Origin of the sequence: Microbacterium sp. RURRCA19A (assembly GCF_900156455.1) — a bacterium.
Classification (GTDB): Bacteria; Actinomycetota; Actinomycetes; order Actinomycetales; family Microbacteriaceae; genus Microbacterium.
Window position 1 is genome coordinate 273,453 of the sequence record NZ_FTNQ01000001.1, and the last position, 15,651, is coordinate 289,103.

A 15,651-nucleotide genomic window follows, 5' to 3' on the forward strand; every position below is an offset into this window, starting at 1 on the left:
ACGTCGCCTCAGCGCGCATAGCGCAGGCATTCGAGGGCGTCGGCAGACGACCAGAACTCGCCCAGTCGACGGAAGCGGCCCGTCGTCGCGTGGAAGCGCTCCGCCGCGTAGCGCCACCCCTCATCGGCGGCGATGGCACGTACGTGGCCCACGACGACGCCACGCGGGTCTGCAATGCGCCAGAGACCGGCGGCGACGTGAGTCGCCGCTCCCCATCCGGCCGGGCGCGGGGCCGGGGCCAGGTCGTTCCACAGTGCGGTGGTCATGACGCCACGGTAGGGCGGGCCTCCGACATCGGCGGTGCGGTACTCCTCCCCATCCGAAGGATCACCGGACTTGTCCACCGAACGGCTTTCGAGCCTCTCGGACGTCCCATCCGCGCGGTCATCCTGTCCTTGGCTCCGGCGTCCGTCGGGCACGCGGATGCCGGAGCCCGAACCCAGAGAGGACACACCCATGAGCGACCACATCACCCTCGTCGGCAACATCGTCGGAGACCCTGAAGAGCGGGCCACCCGCGGCGGCGATCCGATCGCGGCCTTCCGCCTCGCCGTGAGCGAACGACGGTTCGACCGGGAACGCGGCCAGTGGGTCGACGGCCATACGAACTACTACGCGGTCTCCGTCTTCGGCGAGCTCGGGAGGAACGCACTGGCGTCGCTACAGAAGGGAGAACGCGTCTTCGTGGCCGGTCGCCTCCGCCTCCGAGAGTGGGAGACGGACGCGAAACGCGGGGTGAGCGCCGACGTCACGGCGGACGCCGTCGGACACGATCTGAGGTGGGGAGTATCCACGTTCCGCCGATCAACGCGACGCGACGACACCCCCTCCGCCGACGCGGGAGGACACGACGATGAACCGTCGTCGGGCGGCCAGGATGCGTGGGCCGTGCCGGGCGGGTCGCCGGCCGCTCTCGATTCGTCTCCTGCCGGCGAGCCGCCCCGCGCCGACTCGACGAGTCCAGCCCTGGTGGAGGTCGGTGACGCGACGCCGTTCTGATGGACAAGCGGGCCGCGGCCGGCCGGTACGTAGACTCGGCTGGGTGATCCGCCTGACCCCCCGACCGGCCGCCGTCGTCGCGGCGGCAGCCGTGCTCGTGCTCGCGGGGTGCACCCCGACGCCCCCGGCCGCCCCTTCCGGCCCGGCGACGACACCGACGGCGTCGTCGTCGTCCGCCGTGGCCTCGCCTGCGCCCGATGCGGCTCCGTCGCTGAGGCCCGAAGGCTCGGCGGCCGACAATCTGCCCTTGTTCGCCCAGATCGTGAGCGCGGTATGGAGCGGACCGGAGCAGGTGTCGGGTCGCGCGTACGTCGATGCGCTCGCCGCCGCCGGATTCGACAAGGCGGCGATGCAGCTGACGCCCGACGACACGACGATCGGCAACCCGGCTGAGAGCATCGAGTTCTCCGTCCGCTGGGGCGAGGAGTGCCTCGTCGGACAGGTGGGACCCTCGATCGGCGCCCCCGTCGCCACGGTGCTGCCGGGGCTGTCCACCGGTGGGTGCCTGATCGGCCAGACTCGCGCGATCGACTGGTAGCGGATACCGGGGCGGCGTCCCGCGTCCGACGGCGGCGGCGCGAGCGGCGTTGATAGGCTGGAGGGGACTTCCGCGCACCCGGGTGCTCCGCCGAGATCGAGTCGGCGAACCGGGCGGGCGCGGCCCTCATCCCCGATCGAAGGTGGTACGTCCTCGATGGCTGAATACATCTACTCCATGGTCCGCGCGCGTAAGGCCGTGGGCGACAAGCTGATCCTCGACGACGTCACGATGTCGTTCCTCCCGGGTGCCAAGATCGGCATGGTCGGGCCGAACGGCGCGGGTAAGTCCACGATCCTGAAGATCATGGCCGGTCTCGACAACCCGTCCAACGGCGAAGCGCGGCTCAGCCCCGGATACACGGTCGGCATCCTGATGCAGGAGCCCGAGCTCGACGACAGCAAGACCGTGCTGGAGAACATCCAGGACGGCGTCGCCATCAAGCCGAAGCTCGACCGCTTCAACGAGATCTCGGCGCTCATGGCCGACCCCGATGCGGACTTCGACGCGCTGCTGGCCGAGATGGGCACCCTCCAGGAAGAGATCGACGCCGCCGACGGCTGGGACCTCGACTCCCAGCTCGAACAGGCCATGGACGCCCTGCGCACGCCGCCGGCCGACGCCAGTGTCGTCCCGCTCTCGGGTGGTGAGCGTCGCCGCGTCGCGCTCGCGAAGCTGCTGCTGCAGAAGCCCGACCTCCTGCTGCTCGACGAGCCCACCAACCACCTCGACGCCGAGAGCGTGCTGTGGCTCGAGCAGCACCTGAAGGCGTACAAGGGTGCCGTCATCGCCATCACCCACGACCGGTACTTCCTCGACAACGTCGCGGAGTGGATCGCCGAGGTCGACCGCGGGCACCTGTACCCGTACGAGGGCAACTACTCCACGTACCTCGACAAGAAGGCCCAGCGCCTCGACGTCCAGGGCAAGAAGGATGCCAAGCTCGCGAAGCGTCTGAAGGAAGAGCTCGAGTGGGTCCGCTCGAACGCCAAGGGACGTCAGGTCAAGTCCAAGGCACGCCTCGCCCGCTACGAAGAGATGGCCGCCGAGGCGGAGCGCACGCGGAAGCTCGACTTCGACGAGATCCAGATCCCCGCGGGCCCGCGTCTCGGCAGCATCGTGATCGACGCCAAGAAGCTCGAGAAGCGCTTCGGCGATCGCTCGCTCATCAGCAACCTGAGCTTCAACCTGCCGCCCAACGGCATCGTCGGTGTGATCGGACCCAACGGTGTCGGAAAGACGACGCTGTTCAAGACGATCGTCGGTCTGGAGCCGCTCGACGGCGGGACGCTGAAGATGGGTGAGACCGTCAAGATCAGCTACGTCGACCAGTCGCGCGCGAACATCGACCCCGAGAAGACGCTCTGGGAGGTCGTGTCGGACGGCCTCGACATCATCACGGTCGGGAAGACCGAGATCCCGTCGCGAGCGTACGTGTCGAAGTTCGGTTTCAAGGGACCCGACCAGCAGAAGAAGGCCGGTGTCCTCTCCGGCGGTGAGCGCAACCGTCTGAACCTCGCGCTGACGCTGAAGGAGGGGGGAAACCTCCTGCTCCTCGACGAGCCGACCAACGACCTCGACGTCGAGACGCTGAGCTCGCTCGAGAACGCTCTGCTCGAGTTCCCGGGTTGCGCCGTGGTCATCACCCACGACCGGTGGTTCCTGGACCGGATCGCAACGCACATCCTGGCCTACGAGGGCACGGAGGAGCACCCCGACCAGTGGCACTGGTTCGAGGGCAACTTCGAGGCGTACGAAGCGAACAAGATCGAGCGTCTCGGTGCCGACGCCGCGAACCCGTCGCGCTCGACCTACCGCAAGCTCACGCGTGACTGACTCGACCACGACCGCGGGTCCGGCTCCGTCCGGGCCCGCGCGGCTGCACGTCCCCATCCATCTCCGGTGGGGCGACCTCGACGCGCTCGGGCACGTCAACAACACCTCGATGCTCAAGCTCCTCGAGGAGGCACGTCTCCGTGCGTTCTGGCGCGGCGACGACGACGGCCAGGCGCTGCCCACCGCGGTCTTCGACATGTCCGTCCTCGAGAGCGGCGGAGAGCGGGCGACCCTCATCGCCCGCCAGGAGATCGAGTACCTCCGGCCCGTGCCGTACAGCCAGCGACCGCTGGACGTCCGTCTGTGGATCGGGGCGATGGGCGGCTCCAGCGCCGACATCTGCTTCGAGGTCTTCAGCCCGGCCGGTCAGCCCGAGCCCGTGCTGTACGCCCGCGCGACGGCCGTCGTCGTGCTCGTCGACACCGCGAGCGGACGCCCCATCCGCTGGAGCGAGACGGAGCGCCACGCGTGGGCGCCGTACATCGGTGATCCGATCGAATACCGCCGTCGCGCCGCCGGACGCTGACGTGCCTCTGCTCGCCCGGCTCTGACACGCGCCCGGTCCTCGGGCGCCTTACTCGCTCGGGACCCGCACCATGACCTCCTGCGCCACACTGGCCAGGAGGCTCCCTTCGCGCGTGTAGATGCGGCCGGTCGACAGGCCGCGCCCCCCGCGGGCGTTGGGTGACTCCTGCACGTACAGGAGCCAGTCGTCGACCCGACCCGGGCGGTGCCACCACATCGCGTGGTCGAGACTCGCGACCCGCAACCCGCGTGTGCTCCACGGCACGCCGTGACCGCGCAGGATCGGCTCCTGGATGGTGAGGTCGCTCAGATACGCGAGCGCAGCTCTATGCACCGCCGGATCGTCGGGCAGCGCGCGCCGCGTGCGCATCCACACCGCCTGGCGGGGAACGTGGGGGCCCTCCACCGCGGTGTACACCGGCGACGGGACGTGCACGACCTCGACGGGGCTGTCCGCGATCGCGCGTCGGCTCAGGGGGTGGAGCGACGCGGCGTCGAGGGGCGGCAGATCCTCGGGTCGGGGGATGCCCTCCGGCATCGGCTCGGCGTGCTCGAGGCCCGGATCGTCGTCCTGGAACGACGCGATCATCGAGAAGATCGGAACGCCCGCCTGGAACGCCTGCGTCCGGCGGGTCGAGAAGGATCGACCGTCGTGGATGCGGTCCACCGAGAACGTGATGCCGTCGGCCGGGTCACCCGGCCGGAGGAAGTACCCGTGCATCGAATGGACGGTGCGCTCCGGGGGGAGGGTCCTCGACGCGGCCACGATCGACTGCGCGAGCACCTGGCCGCCGTAGACCCGCCCGAACGGCATGGGTTGCGAGACCCCGGTGAAGATGTCTTCGGTGGTCCGTGCGCCGGCGTCGCGGAGATCGAGCACCGCGAGCAGTGAGGCGACGGGGTCGATGGCGTCGATGGCGTCGGTCACGCTCACTCCCGTTCCGCCGCAGAAGTCTGCGTCGCTTGATAGTTTAGGGCGGGTGTCCGCGCGCCTGATGTTCCCCGACCCGCAGGCGGCAGCCGACCTGCTCACGTTCGCCTCCCGTGCCGTCCGGCTCGGTGACGGGACGGTTCGTCTTCGCGCCGACGGCGGAGTTCTGGTGACGACGGCCGCCCCTCTCGCCCCTCGCGGTCTCCTGGATGCCACGCCCACCGTGCTGGGCCTTCGGGTGTCGGCGATCGACCCGGAGCTCGAGTGCGACCTCGTCGTGGAGGCTGCTGCCCTTCTGCCGGCGCCCGACGATGCGCAGGCCGTCGTGCTCCCCGACACCGCGACCTCACCCGCCTGGGCGGGGATCTCGCCACCGCGCGGCGGATGGGAGCAGAAGGATGCCATCGACGCCGCCGTTCTGGCATCCCGCGCGCAGTACGGTGTCGCCGCCGTGGCCGACGCACTTCCCGAGAACGCGGGCGAGGACGTCGTCCGCGTCGTCCGGGGCCAGGTGTGGGGGCAGCCCGACGAGGCACTGGGAGGACTCCCGCTCGGTACGGCGTTCGCCGCCTTCGCCCTCGGATTCATCGCGGGCGGTGAGGAGGCGGTGGTCCGCACGAGCGGTTCCTGGACGAGGGTGACCCTCGCCCGCGGACACGTGCTCGTCCGCGGGCCGGTGCGCTCCGGCCTCACGCCGGTGCGATCCACCGGCGCTTAGTTCAGGGGGCTCATAGGCTCTCCGACTACCGTGAGGGCTCGCAAGGGGAGTATTCCTCAGCGGCGCCCCCGTCATCACGGGTCCACGATTGGGCCCCGGGCGCGCCGGTTCTCCGGAACGGAAGAGACCTTGACGCCGCGGCTCCGTGCCGCCGTCGAAAGGTGCCTCCATGGCCAAGCTCTCCCGTCTTCTCGATCTCGCCACCCGCGCCGCCGGCAAGGCGGCTTCGTCCCGCTCGGCCTCGGGCTCATCGTCCGGGGGCCGCGACTGGCGCGATATGGTCCGAACGGCCGCCGACGCGGTGACAGGTGAGCGCCGCGACGCCCCCGCGCTGTCCTCGCCGCCTTCGCCCACCGCGGCACCGGGCGCTCGCTACGCGCCGCCTGCCGGCTCGACGAACCTGACCGCCGAGGATCGGGCTGCGATCGCCCGCTACGACTACCTCCTCCGCACGGCCGACCCCGATCAGGTGGAGCGTCTGCATCGCGAGTCGTTCGACCGGCTGACGCCGGCGCAGCGCGCCGAGGTGCGACGGCGGATGGATGCCGAGTTCGCCCCGCACGAGCGACCGCGCTCGGACGCGTCCGGCGATCTCGCCCGCGCGGCCGGGCGCGCGGAGGCCCGGCGTCCGGGACGGATGTCGGGCCTTCTCGCCCGCGCGGGCGCCGGAGGGCTGGTCGGCGCGGGCGTCGTGGGCGCCGAAGGGCTCCTCGCCGTGGTCGCGGGCGGCGCCGTCGTCAGCGCCGTGGCCGGCCCGCTGCTCGCCCAGGCTGCGCAGCTGGGCACCGACTTCACGGGGCTGGCTGCGGGCGTCGACCTGGAGGCGCTGGCATCCGGAGCGGACCTGGCGTCGTTGGTCCCCGGTACCGAGGCGCTGGGCGACGCCGTCGGCGGCGTGCAGGAAACGGTCGGCGAGCAGGTCAGCGGCCTCGGCGACCGTCTCGGAGGGTTCGAGATCCCCGGACTCGGAGACTTCTTCGGGCGCTGAGTCCGGCCCCGCGGGGCTCAGACGGGGTCGGATGCCGGCGGGCCGATGGGACGGATCGGGAGACCGGTCTCGGGGCGGCCGTCGCGGATGGGCCCGATGCCGCGCGGTTCGAAGGTGTTGACCATGGCGTGGGCCGCACGCTCGAGGTAGTCCCACAACGGAGCCTCGAGCACCGGCGGCAGCGCGACCTCGGCGACGGCCGCGCGCATGTGCCGCAGCCAGCGGTCGCGCGCGTCCGGATCGACGTGGAACGGCATGTGTCGCATCCGCAGGCGCGGATGACCGCGCGTCTCCCCGTAGGTCGTGGGCCCTCCCCAGTACTGTGCGAGGAACAGCGTGAGGCGCTCGGCGGCGGGGCCGAGATCTTCCTCGGGGTACATGGGCTTCAACACCTCGTCCTCGGCGACCCCGCGGTAGAACGCGTCGACGAGCCGACGGAACGTGTCCATCCCGCCGGCCTGATCGTAGAAGCTGATCGGTTCGCTCACGCGGGTGCTCCATCGTCGTCGGCCCGCACGGCGGGGGGAGTCGGTTTGCCGGCGCCGGCGTCATCCGCGGAGGGCGATGTGTCTTCGGTCTTGGGCTTCTTCGGGCGTGCCTTCTCCGCCGCGATCTCGGCGGCCACGGCATCCGCGTCCAACACCGTGTCGGACACCGCGAGCTTCTTGCGCCGGGGGCGCCAGACGGGGCGCTCGGGTGTGGTCGCCACGGGGGTGGGCTTGGTCTTCGGGGGGTGGGCGCCGCGGACGCTCTGGGCTCCCTCCGCACCGGTCAGGACGATGGAGTTGAGCTGCGGGAGGGTGACACCCAGTGCGTCGATCGCGCGCTTCAGGCGGACACGCAGCTCACGGGCGACGTCGTCCTTCGCCCCGGAGCGTGTCTTCATGACCAGGCGGATGACCAGCGCGTCGCCGCTGATGGACTCCAGGCCCCAGATCTCGGGCTGCTCGATGATGCGGGAACGCCACTTCGTCTCTTTCGCGAGCCCCTTGGCCGCGGCGAGCATGGCCTTCTCGACCTCGTCGATGTCGGCGTCCGCGGGCACCGCGAGGTCGATGATGACCCGGGCCCACCCCTGGGACATGTTGCCGATGCGGGTGATCTCACCGTTGCGGACGTACCAGAGCGTGCCGTTGACGTCGCGGACGTGCGTGATGCGGACGCTGACGAACTCCACGATGCCGGTCGCAAGGCCGAGGTCGACGACGTCGCCGATCCCGATCTGGTCTTCCGCGACGATGAAGATCCCGTTCAGCACGTCTTTGACGATGTTCTGCGCGCCGAAGCCGAGTCCGGCTCCGACCGCCGCCGTGAGGAGAGTGAGGGATGCCAGGGCATTCGGAGCCACGATCCCGGCGATCCACACCAGGGCGACGATGACCAGGACGACGTTGACGATGTTCTGCAGGATCGTGCCGAGCGTCCGTGTGCGCTGCACGACGCGGACGGCCGCGAGCGGCGAGCGGTCGAGCGCCTGGGTGTCGTCGACCCTTGCGTTCTTCTTCGCGCCGTTGACGATCCGATCGACGACGCGGCGGATGATGACACGCAGGACCCACGCGGCGACGACGACGCCCACGATGATCCCCAGGATCCGCAAGATGACCCCACCGAATCCGAGTAATTGCGCACCGATCCACGCCCACGTCGAGGGGTCGGCGAGCTGTTCGATGGTCGCGGGCGGCGAAGGTGTCGGGGACGGTTCAGGTGCAGAGGCGAGAACAGACATCGTGTTCATGCTAACGACGGATGCCTCGGTGCCGCCTGGGCATCGAGGCATCCGTCCTGTGTGCGCAGCTCAGGCGTCGCGTCGCTGGAGGAGGACGGTTCCCGCCCCCATGAGGACGACGACCCACCCGACGAGCGTGAGCGCGGGGACCAGGATGTCGCCGGTGGGAATGGCCGTCAGCTCGGTTCCGGCGGAGACCGGCAGATACTCCCGGAGGTCGGCGATCCACTGCAGCGACGGTCCGCCGAGCTGCAGCAGGCTGAAGGCGACCGGGGCGACGAAGAGCACCCCGACGGTGGCGGCGATGGCGCCGGCCCCGTTGCGGATGACGAGACCGAAGCCCATGCCGATGAGGGCGTACGCCACGATGGCGGCGACGCCGAGCAGGAGGGGGAAGGCCGCCTCGCTGGGGGTCTCCCACGCGATCGCGGTCGAGCTCAGCGGCGCCGTGACGGCGAGGGAGATCAACGAGGTGATCGCGGTCGCGGCGCCGACGACGAGCGTGATCGCGAGGCCCTTTGCCAGCGCGACCTGGGTGCGGCGCGGAGTGGCGGTGAGCGTCGAGCGGATCATCCCGGTCGCGTACTCGCCGGTGATGGCGATCGCCCCGAGGATCCCGGCGACGAGCATCGTGAACTGCGCCGAGATCAGGACACCGAACACCGGGGATCCGCCGTCCGCGTTGGTCACGAAGAGGAAAGCGATGCCGATCGAGAGGACCGCTGCGATCGCGAGCGACCACCAGGTGGACCGCAGAGTCGTGAGCTTGAGTAGTTCGCTGTGCAGCGTCCGCAGGAAGGTGGGCGCCTGCGCGGTACCGGTGAACGTGGCGCGGCGAGGTGAAGCCAGCGAGGTCATGCGATTTCCTTCGTCTTGTATTCGACGGCGTCGTCGGTGAGCGCCAGGTAGGCGTCTTCCAGCGAGCCACGGCGCGGGGTGAGTTCGTGCAGGGGGATGCCGTAACGGGCCGCCAGGTCGCCGATGTCGGTGGCGGAGGCGCCGGTGACGCTCACGGCGCCCGGCTCCACCGCGGTCGCCGACGCGCCCTCGGGAAGCAGAACCTCGACGAGGCGCGAGAGCTCGGGCGAGCGCACGAGGACGGTCTCCGACGTCCAGGACCGCACGAGATCGGCGATCGGAGCGTCGGCGAGCACCTGTCCGCGGCCGAGGACGATCACGTGGTCTGCGGTCAGCGCCATCTCGCTCATGAGGTGGCTCGAGAGCAGAACGGTGCGTCCCTCGGCGGCGATGTGGCGGACGAACTCGCGCACCCACCGCACGCCCTCGGGGTCGAGCCCGTTCACCGGCTCGTCCAGGATCAGCGTGTGCGGGTCGCCGAGCAGCGCGGCGGCGATCCCGAGCCTCTGGCCCATGCCGAGCGAGAACCCGCCGGCCCGCTTGTCGGCGACGGATCCGATACCGGTGATCTCGATCACCTCGTCGACCCGGCGGCGCGGCAGACCGTGCGTGGCGGCGAGGGCGCGGAGATGGTTCCGGGCCGAGCGGCCGGTGTGCACGGCTTTCGCGTCGAGGAGCACGCCGACCTCCGACAGCGGGGCGGACAGATGCGCGTAGGGTGCGCCGTTGACGGTGACGCTGCCCGCCGTCGGGCGGTCGAGCCCGACGATCATGCGCATCGTGGTGGACTTGCCGGCGCCGTTGGGCCCGAGGAAGCCGGTCACGCGGCCCGGCGGAACGACGAACGAGACGTCCGACACGGCGGTGCGCGTGCCGTAACGCTTGGTGAGGTGGTCTGCGACGATCATGCTTCCACGCTAGGAAGCGGGTCCGCTCCCGCGCGTCCACCGGGGGAGTGATCCGCGTACATCGCAAGACGTACGCCCTCTCCCACCGGAGCGGGAGAGGGCGTACGTGGAGGGTCGGTGCGTTACTGCGCGTCGCGCTCCTGCACGGCCAGCGCGCGCTCGACGCCCGCGAGGTTCTCGCTCACGAGGCGACGGAGCGCGGGGGCCGCGTCCTTGTGCGCGGAGAGCCAGGCGCGGGTGGCATCCCGCAGCTGCGTGTTCGCGAGAGCGGCCGGGTAGAGCCCCACGATCAGGTACTGCGCGATCTGGTAGCTGCGGCTCTCCCAGATGGGGAGGAGCATGTCGAAGTACGGTCCGACGAACTCCGCGAGCACGTCGACGGTCGCGGGGTGCGTGAAGCCGAGCGCCGCCGAGCGCACGATCGTGTTCGGAGCGTCGGCGCGGTCGATGAGCGCGTCCCACGCCTCCTGCTTCGCTGCGACGGTCGGCAACGCGGCCTTGGCCTGCGCCGCGAACTCCCCGCCCTTCGCCGTGTTGTCGGCCTCGCGGGCCGCATCGATGTCGGCCGCGGTCACCGCACCTCCGGCGGCGAGAGCGATCAGCAGCTGCCACGACAGGTCGGTGTCGATCTCGAGACCGTCGAGGATCGTCTCACCGTCGCGCAGCGCCCGGACCGTCTCGACGTGCGCGGGGGTCGCCGCGGCCGAGGCGAACGCCGTGACGAACTGCAGCTGGCTGTCGCTGCCTGCCTCGGCGGCCTGGGCGAGCGTCCACAGCCCGTCCGCGACGCGCTCGCGCGCGGCCGCACGGGTCGCCGGAGCGACGTAGCTGTTGGCCCCGAGCTGGAGCTGCGCCAGGGTCGTGCGGACCGTGGTCGACTCGGTCTCGGAACCGATGTTGCGGAGCACCAGGTCGATGTAGTCGGTCGCCGAGGCCTCGGCATCCCGGGTCTGGTCCCACGCAGCGCCCCAGACGAGCGAGCGCGCGAGCGGGTCGGAGATGTCCTTGAGGTGCGCGATCGCCGTCGCGAGCGAACGCTCGTCGAGGCGGATCTTCGCGTAGGCGAGGTCGTCGTCGTTGAGGAGCACGAGATCGGGACGACGGGTGCCGCGCAGCTGCGGCACCTCGGTGCGGTCGCCGTCGACGTCGAGCTCGACGCGGTGGACGCGCTCCAGCGCCCCCTTGCCGTTGAGGGAGTAGAAGCCCACGGCGAGACGGTGCGGGCGGATCGTGGGGTAGTCCGACGGTGCGGTCTGCACGATCGCGAAGCGCGTGAGCGAGCCGTGGTCGTCCTGCTCGATGAGCGGCGACAGCGTGTTGACGCCGGCCGTCTCGAGCCACTTCTTCGCCCAGTCGCCCAGGTCGCGGCCGCTCGTGGTCTCGAGCTCGGCGAGCAGGTCGCCGACCTCGGTGTTCGACCACTGGTGCTTCTGGAAGTACGCCGCGACACCCGCGAAGAACTGCTCGATGCCGACCCAGGCGGCGAGCTGCTTGAGCACCGATCCGCCCTTGGCGTAGGTGATGCCGTCGAAGTTCACCTGCACGTCTTCGAGGTCGTTGATCTCGGCGACGACCGGGTGGGTCGAGGGGAGCTGGTCCTGGCGGTACGCCCAGGTCTTCTCCATCGCGTTGAACGTGGTCCAGGCGGCCGTCCACTCGGTCGCCTCGGCGGTGGCGATCGTCGAGGCCCATTCCGCGAACGACTCGTTGAGCCAGAGGTCGTTCCACCACTTCATGGTCACGAGGTCGCCGAACCACATGTGCGCGAGCTCGTGCAGGATCGTCACGACGCGACGCTCCTTCACGGCATCCGTGACCTTGCTGCGGAACACGTACGTCTCGGTGAACGTGACCGCGCCGGCGTTCTCCATGGCTCCCGCGTTGAACTCGGGGACGAAGAGCTGGTCGTACTTCGCGAACGGGTAGGGGAAGCCGAACTTCTCCTCGAAGTAGGCGAAGCCCTGGCGCGTCTTGTCGAAGACGTAGTCGGCATCCAGGTACTGCCACAGGCTCTTGCGGGCGTACACGCCCAGCGGGATGACGCGGCCGTCGGCGCTCGTGAGCTCGGAGAAGACCGACTCGTAGGGCCCGGCGATGAGAGCCGTGATGTACGACGAGATGCGGGGGGTCGCGGGGAAGCTCCACTCGGCCACTCCGTCGCGGACCTCGCGCGGTTCGGGGGTGGGGGAGTTGGAGACGACCTTCCACGCGGCCGGGGCGGTCACGGTGAAGGTGAACTCCGCCTTGAGGTCGGGCTGCTCGAACACCGTGAACACGCGGCGCGAGTCCGGCACCTCGAACTGCGAGTAGAGGTACACCTCGCCGTCGACGGGGTCGACGAAGCGGTGCAGACCCTCACCGGTGTTGGTGTACTCGCAGTCGGCGTCGACGACGAGCTCGTTCGAGGCTTCGAGCTCGTCGAGTGCGATGCGCGAGTCGGCGAAGACCGCGGCCGGGTCGAGGACGCGACCGTTGAGGGTCACGGAGTTCACCGAGCGCGCGATGAGGTCGATGAAGGTCGACGCGCCCTCGGTGGCGGCGAAGCGGACGGTCGTCACGGAACCGAAGACCTCGTCGCCGCGCGTGAGGTCGAGACGCACGTCGTACTGGTGCGTGTCGATGATCGCGCGGCGCTCCTGCGCTTCGATGCGGGTGAGGTTCTCTCCTGGCACTGGCGTTCTCCCGAGGATGTGGGTGGATCGTCGCGGATGGCACTGCTGGCGCCGACGACAACCGTATAAGCCTAGTGTCGAGATACCCCACGGCCGGGCTGATCCCACAGGTGGGAGGATGTCCGGGTGAGCACGACCGACACGGACCCCACCCCCGAGACCGTCCTCTACGCGTCTCCCGCCGCGGCATCCGGACCCCAGTGGGTCGAGACGCCCGTGGCGTACGACGCGATCCTCCTCGCCGGCTTCGGCGGGCCCGAGGGGCAGGACGACGTCATCCCCTTCCTCCGCAATGTCACGCGCGGACGCGGCATCCCCGATGAGCGCCTCGAAGAGGTCGCACACCATTACCGCCACTTCGGCGGCGTGAGCCCCATCAACCAGCACAACCGTGAGCTGAAGGCGGCGCTGGAGGCCGAGATCGCCCGCCGCGGCCTGAACCTCCCGGTGTACTGGGGCAACCGCAACTGGGCGCCGTACCTCGAGGAGGCGGTCACCGAGGCTGCGGAGGCCGGCGACACGACGCTGCTGGCGATCGCGACGAGCGCGTACAGCTCGTTCTCGAGCTGCCGCCAGTACCGCGAGGACTACGCCCGTGTGCTCGAGGCCACCGGTCTCGGCGAGACGGTCACCATCGACAAGGTGCGGCAGTTCTTCGACCACCCCGGCTTCGTCTCGACCTTCGTCTCGGGCGTGAAGGATGCCGTGTCGGCGTACGTCGCGGACGGCATCGCGCCCGAGAAGATCCGGGTCCTGTTCTCCACCCACTCCATCCCCACCGCCGACGCGGAGCGCTCCGGCCCCCGCGACGTCGACTTCGGCGAGGGCGGCGCCTACGAGGCGCAGCACAAGGCCGTCGCCGCGTTCGTCATGGCCGAGGTCGCCGCGGCCGTCGCCGACGTCGAGTGGGAGCTGGTGTACCAGTCGCGCTCGGGCCCGCCCACGCAGCCGTGGCTCGAGCCCGACGTGAACGACGTCATCGCGGAGCTTCCGGGCCGCGGCGCGGAAGCCGTCGTCATCGTGCCGCTCGGGTTCGTCAGCGACCACATGGAGGTCCTGTGGGACCTCGACACCGAGGCGATGGAAGCGGCGGAGGAAGCCGGCATCCGGGCCGTCCGCACGCCCACCCCGGGCGTCGACCCCGCGTACGTCTCGGGACTCGTCGACCTCGTCGAGGAGCGCCTGAAGGGCACTCCGAAGGCGGAGCGACCGCACCTCACCGACCTCGGTCCCTGGTACGACGTCTGCCGCCCCGGCTGCTGCGAGAACGTCCGCGCGGGCTTCAAGCCCGTCGCCGCCGGACTCCGTCCCTGACACCCTTCGACGCCGCTCGTCCCTCGCGGGGCGGGCGGCGTCGTCACGTCCGACCGCGGTGTCCGCGGCCCTCAATAGGATGAGCGCATGCGCATTCACATCGGCACCGATCACGCCGGTCTCGAGTTCTCCACCCAGTTGCAGCACCACCTCGCCTCTCAGGGGCACGAGGTCGTCGACCACGGTCCGATCGAGTACGACCCGCTCGACGACTACCCCGCCTTCTGCATCCGTGCCGCCCAGGCGGTCGTCCGCGACCAGGCCGACGGTCTCGAAACGCTCGGTGTGGTCTTCGGCGGCTCGGGCAACGGCGAGCAGATCGCCGCGAACAAGGTTCCGGGGATCCGCGCCGCACTCGTCTGGAGCATCGCCACGGCCGAGCTCGCCCGCGAGCACAACGATGCCAACGTGATCGCGATCGGCGCGCGTCAGCACACGTTCGAAGAAGCCGTGTCCTTCATCGACCGCTTCATCGCGACACCGTTCTCGGGCGAAGAGCGTCACGCCCGGCGCATCGCGCAGCTCGCCGCGTACGAACAGGACGGCATCCTGCTGCCCGACCCGCGCGAAGCCGCTCCGCGCCCCGACGTGCTCGACGCGAGCGACTCGTTCGACCCCGAGGCAGGCTGATGCCCGAAGGGCATTCCGTCCATCGCATCGCCCGGCAGTTCGACCGCAACATCGTGGGGCGCACCGTCGCGGCATCCAGTCCCCAAGGCCGCTTTGCCGAGGGCGCGTCGGTGATAGACGGTCGCGAGGCCCTCGAGGTGCGCGCCGTCGGCAAGCAGATGTTCCTCCGGTTCGATCCCGATGTCTGGCTCCGGGTCCACCTCGGCATGTACGGCGCCTGGGACTTCGCCGGAGAGGTCGCGGTCGATGCGACCATCGCCTCCGCGAACGGTCGCATGGGGCATACGAATCAGCGGGGCACGGTCGTCGACGAGCAGATCATGGATGCCGCCGGCGAGAACTCCCTCACCTCGATCGGTGCTCCGCGGCGCGCCCGGGTGCGCATGTCGGAGCAGACGACCGGACTCGAGGAGCAGACGGAGTGGCCGCCGCCCGTGGTCGGTGCCGTGCGACTCCGCCTTCTCGCCGAGTCGACGTGTGCGGATCTCCGCGGACCCACGGCCTGTCAGCTGCAGACCCCCGACGAGGTCGCCGCGACCATCGCGAAGCTCGGTCCCGACCCCCTCGTGGACGACGTCGCCGAGGGCGAGGAGCGGTTCGTGTCCACGGTACGGCGAAAGCCCACCGCGATCGGACTGCTGCTGATGGATCAAGCGGTCGTCAGCGGCATCGGCAACGTGTATCGCGCCGAAATCCTGTTCCGCGCCCGGCAGAACCCCCACACACCCGGCCGTGACGTCTCCGAAGAGACGATCCGCGAGATGTGGCGCGACTGGGTGCGGCTGCTGGCGATCGGCGTCGAGACCGGGCAGATGATGACGATGGACGACCTCGATCCCGAGGCCTACCGTCGCGCGATGGCCCACCGCGACGACCGGCACTGGGTGTACCACCGCGCCGGTCTCCCGTGCCGCGTGTGCGGCACGACGGTGCTCGTCGAAGAAGCGGCGGGACGAAAGCTGTACTGGTGCCCGAAGTGCCAGGCGTGAGCGTTCTAGGCTGATC

Annotated in this window: 16 protein-coding genes; 9 read left to right on the forward strand and 7 right to left on the reverse strand. The window is 70.1% G+C overall.

Translation table 11 applies throughout. The features are described 5' to 3' along the window. Positions 1-8 precede the first annotated feature (8 nt). Positions 9-266, reverse strand: coding sequence for a hypothetical protein (locus BW982_RS01330; RefSeq protein WP_139327295.1), 258 nt, complete (start codon positions 264-266; stop codon positions 9-11). A gap of 190 nt (positions 267-456) precedes the next feature. Between BW982_RS01330 and ssb the strand changes: the two genes are divergently transcribed. The 4 genes from ssb (at position 457) to BW982_RS01350 (ending at position 3,899) form a co-directional block, all read left to right on the forward strand. Next, on the forward strand, positions 457-999 hold the full coding sequence (gene ssb / locus BW982_RS01335; RefSeq protein WP_076490308.1) for a single-stranded DNA-binding protein: 543 nt from the start codon (positions 457-459) through the stop codon (positions 997-999). Between the two features lie 43 nt (positions 1,000-1,042). After that, positions 1,043-1,537 (forward strand): DUF6993 domain-containing protein, encoded by a 495-nt coding sequence (locus BW982_RS18065; RefSeq protein WP_175611007.1) that lies wholly within the window; start codon positions 1,043-1,045, stop codon positions 1,535-1,537. 156 nt (positions 1,538-1,693) lie between these two features. Next, positions 1,694-3,373: an energy-dependent translational throttle protein EttA gene (gene ettA / locus BW982_RS01345; protein ID WP_076490309.1), complete on the forward strand. Its 1,680-nt coding sequence runs from the start codon at positions 1,694-1,696 to the stop codon at positions 3,371-3,373. Beyond that, positions 3,366-3,899 carry an acyl-CoA thioesterase gene (locus tag BW982_RS01350; RefSeq protein WP_076490310.1) on the forward strand — a complete coding sequence of 178 codons (534 nt, stop codon included), beginning with the start codon at positions 3,366-3,368 and terminating at the stop codon, positions 3,897-3,899. The genes ettA and BW982_RS01350 overlap by 8 nt, the downstream gene beginning before the upstream one ends. Positions 3,900-3,947: 48 nt before the next feature. Here BW982_RS01350 and BW982_RS01355 read toward each other — a convergent pair whose 3' ends face one another. Then, complete coding sequence (locus tag BW982_RS01355) at positions 3,948-4,826, reverse strand: acyl-CoA thioesterase (RefSeq protein WP_076491731.1); 879 nt, start codon at positions 4,824-4,826, stop codon at positions 3,948-3,950. Positions 4,827-4,878: 52 nt separating this feature from the next. Here BW982_RS01355 and BW982_RS01360 point away from each other — a divergent pair, with 52 nt between their 5' ends. Together BW982_RS01360 and BW982_RS01365 are read left to right on the forward strand one after the other, a co-directional pair. Continuing rightward, on the forward strand, positions 4,879-5,547 hold the full coding sequence (locus tag BW982_RS01360) for a DUF8185 domain-containing protein (RefSeq protein WP_076490311.1): 669 nt from the start codon (positions 4,879-4,881) through the stop codon (positions 5,545-5,547). A 169-nt stretch (positions 5,548-5,716) separates the two neighbouring features. Further along, the gene (locus BW982_RS01365; RefSeq protein WP_076490312.1) at positions 5,717-6,535 is read left to right on the forward strand and encodes a cation-transporting ATPase; all 819 of its coding nucleotides are present in this window, start codon (positions 5,717-5,719) and stop codon (positions 6,533-6,535) included. 17 nt (positions 6,536-6,552) lie between these two features. On the opposite strand, the gene BW982_RS01370 is transcribed toward BW982_RS01365, so the two are convergent. The 5 genes from BW982_RS01370 to pepN form a co-directional block, all read right to left on the reverse strand. Continuing rightward, positions 6,553-7,023: a globin gene (locus BW982_RS01370; protein WP_139327296.1), complete on the reverse strand. Its 471-nt coding sequence runs from the start codon at positions 7,021-7,023 to the stop codon at positions 6,553-6,555. Further along, positions 7,020-8,264, reverse strand: a complete 1,245-nt coding sequence (locus BW982_RS01375; RefSeq protein WP_076491735.1) for a mechanosensitive ion channel family protein — start codon at positions 8,262-8,264, stop codon at positions 7,020-7,022. The genes BW982_RS01370 and BW982_RS01375 overlap by 4 nt, the downstream gene beginning before the upstream one ends. Before the next feature lie 69 nt (positions 8,265-8,333). Next, complete coding sequence (locus BW982_RS01380) at positions 8,334-9,122, reverse strand: ABC transporter permease subunit (RefSeq protein ID WP_076490313.1); 789 nt, start codon at positions 9,120-9,122, stop codon at positions 8,334-8,336. Next, a complete protein-coding gene (locus tag BW982_RS01385; protein WP_076490314.1) occupies positions 9,119-10,030 on the reverse strand; it encodes an ABC transporter ATP-binding protein in 912 nt (303 codons plus the stop codon). Before BW982_RS01385 ends, BW982_RS01380 begins: the two co-directional genes overlap by 4 nt. Before the next feature lie 122 nt (positions 10,031-10,152). Next, a complete protein-coding gene (gene pepN, locus BW982_RS01390) occupies positions 10,153-12,702 on the reverse strand; it encodes an aminopeptidase N (protein ID WP_076490315.1) in 2,550 nt (849 codons plus the stop codon). A 126-nt stretch (positions 12,703-12,828) separates the two neighbouring features. Between pepN and BW982_RS01395 the strand changes: the two genes are divergently transcribed. The 3 genes from BW982_RS01395 (at position 12,829) to BW982_RS01405 (ending at position 15,635) form a co-directional block, all read left to right on the forward strand. Then, a complete protein-coding gene (locus BW982_RS01395) occupies positions 12,829-14,016 on the forward strand; it encodes a ferrochelatase (protein WP_076490316.1) in 1,188 nt (395 codons plus the stop codon). Positions 14,017-14,103: 87 nt separating this feature from the next. After that, positions 14,104-14,646, forward strand: a complete 543-nt coding sequence (locus tag BW982_RS01400; protein ID WP_076490317.1) for a ribose-5-phosphate isomerase — start codon at positions 14,104-14,106, stop codon at positions 14,644-14,646. Next, positions 14,646-15,635, forward strand: coding sequence for an Fpg/Nei family DNA glycosylase (locus tag BW982_RS01405; RefSeq protein ID WP_076490318.1), 990 nt, complete (start codon positions 14,646-14,648; stop codon positions 15,633-15,635). The genes BW982_RS01400 and BW982_RS01405 overlap by 1 nt, the downstream gene beginning before the upstream one ends. The last annotated feature ends 16 nt before the right edge of the window (positions 15,636-15,651 follow it).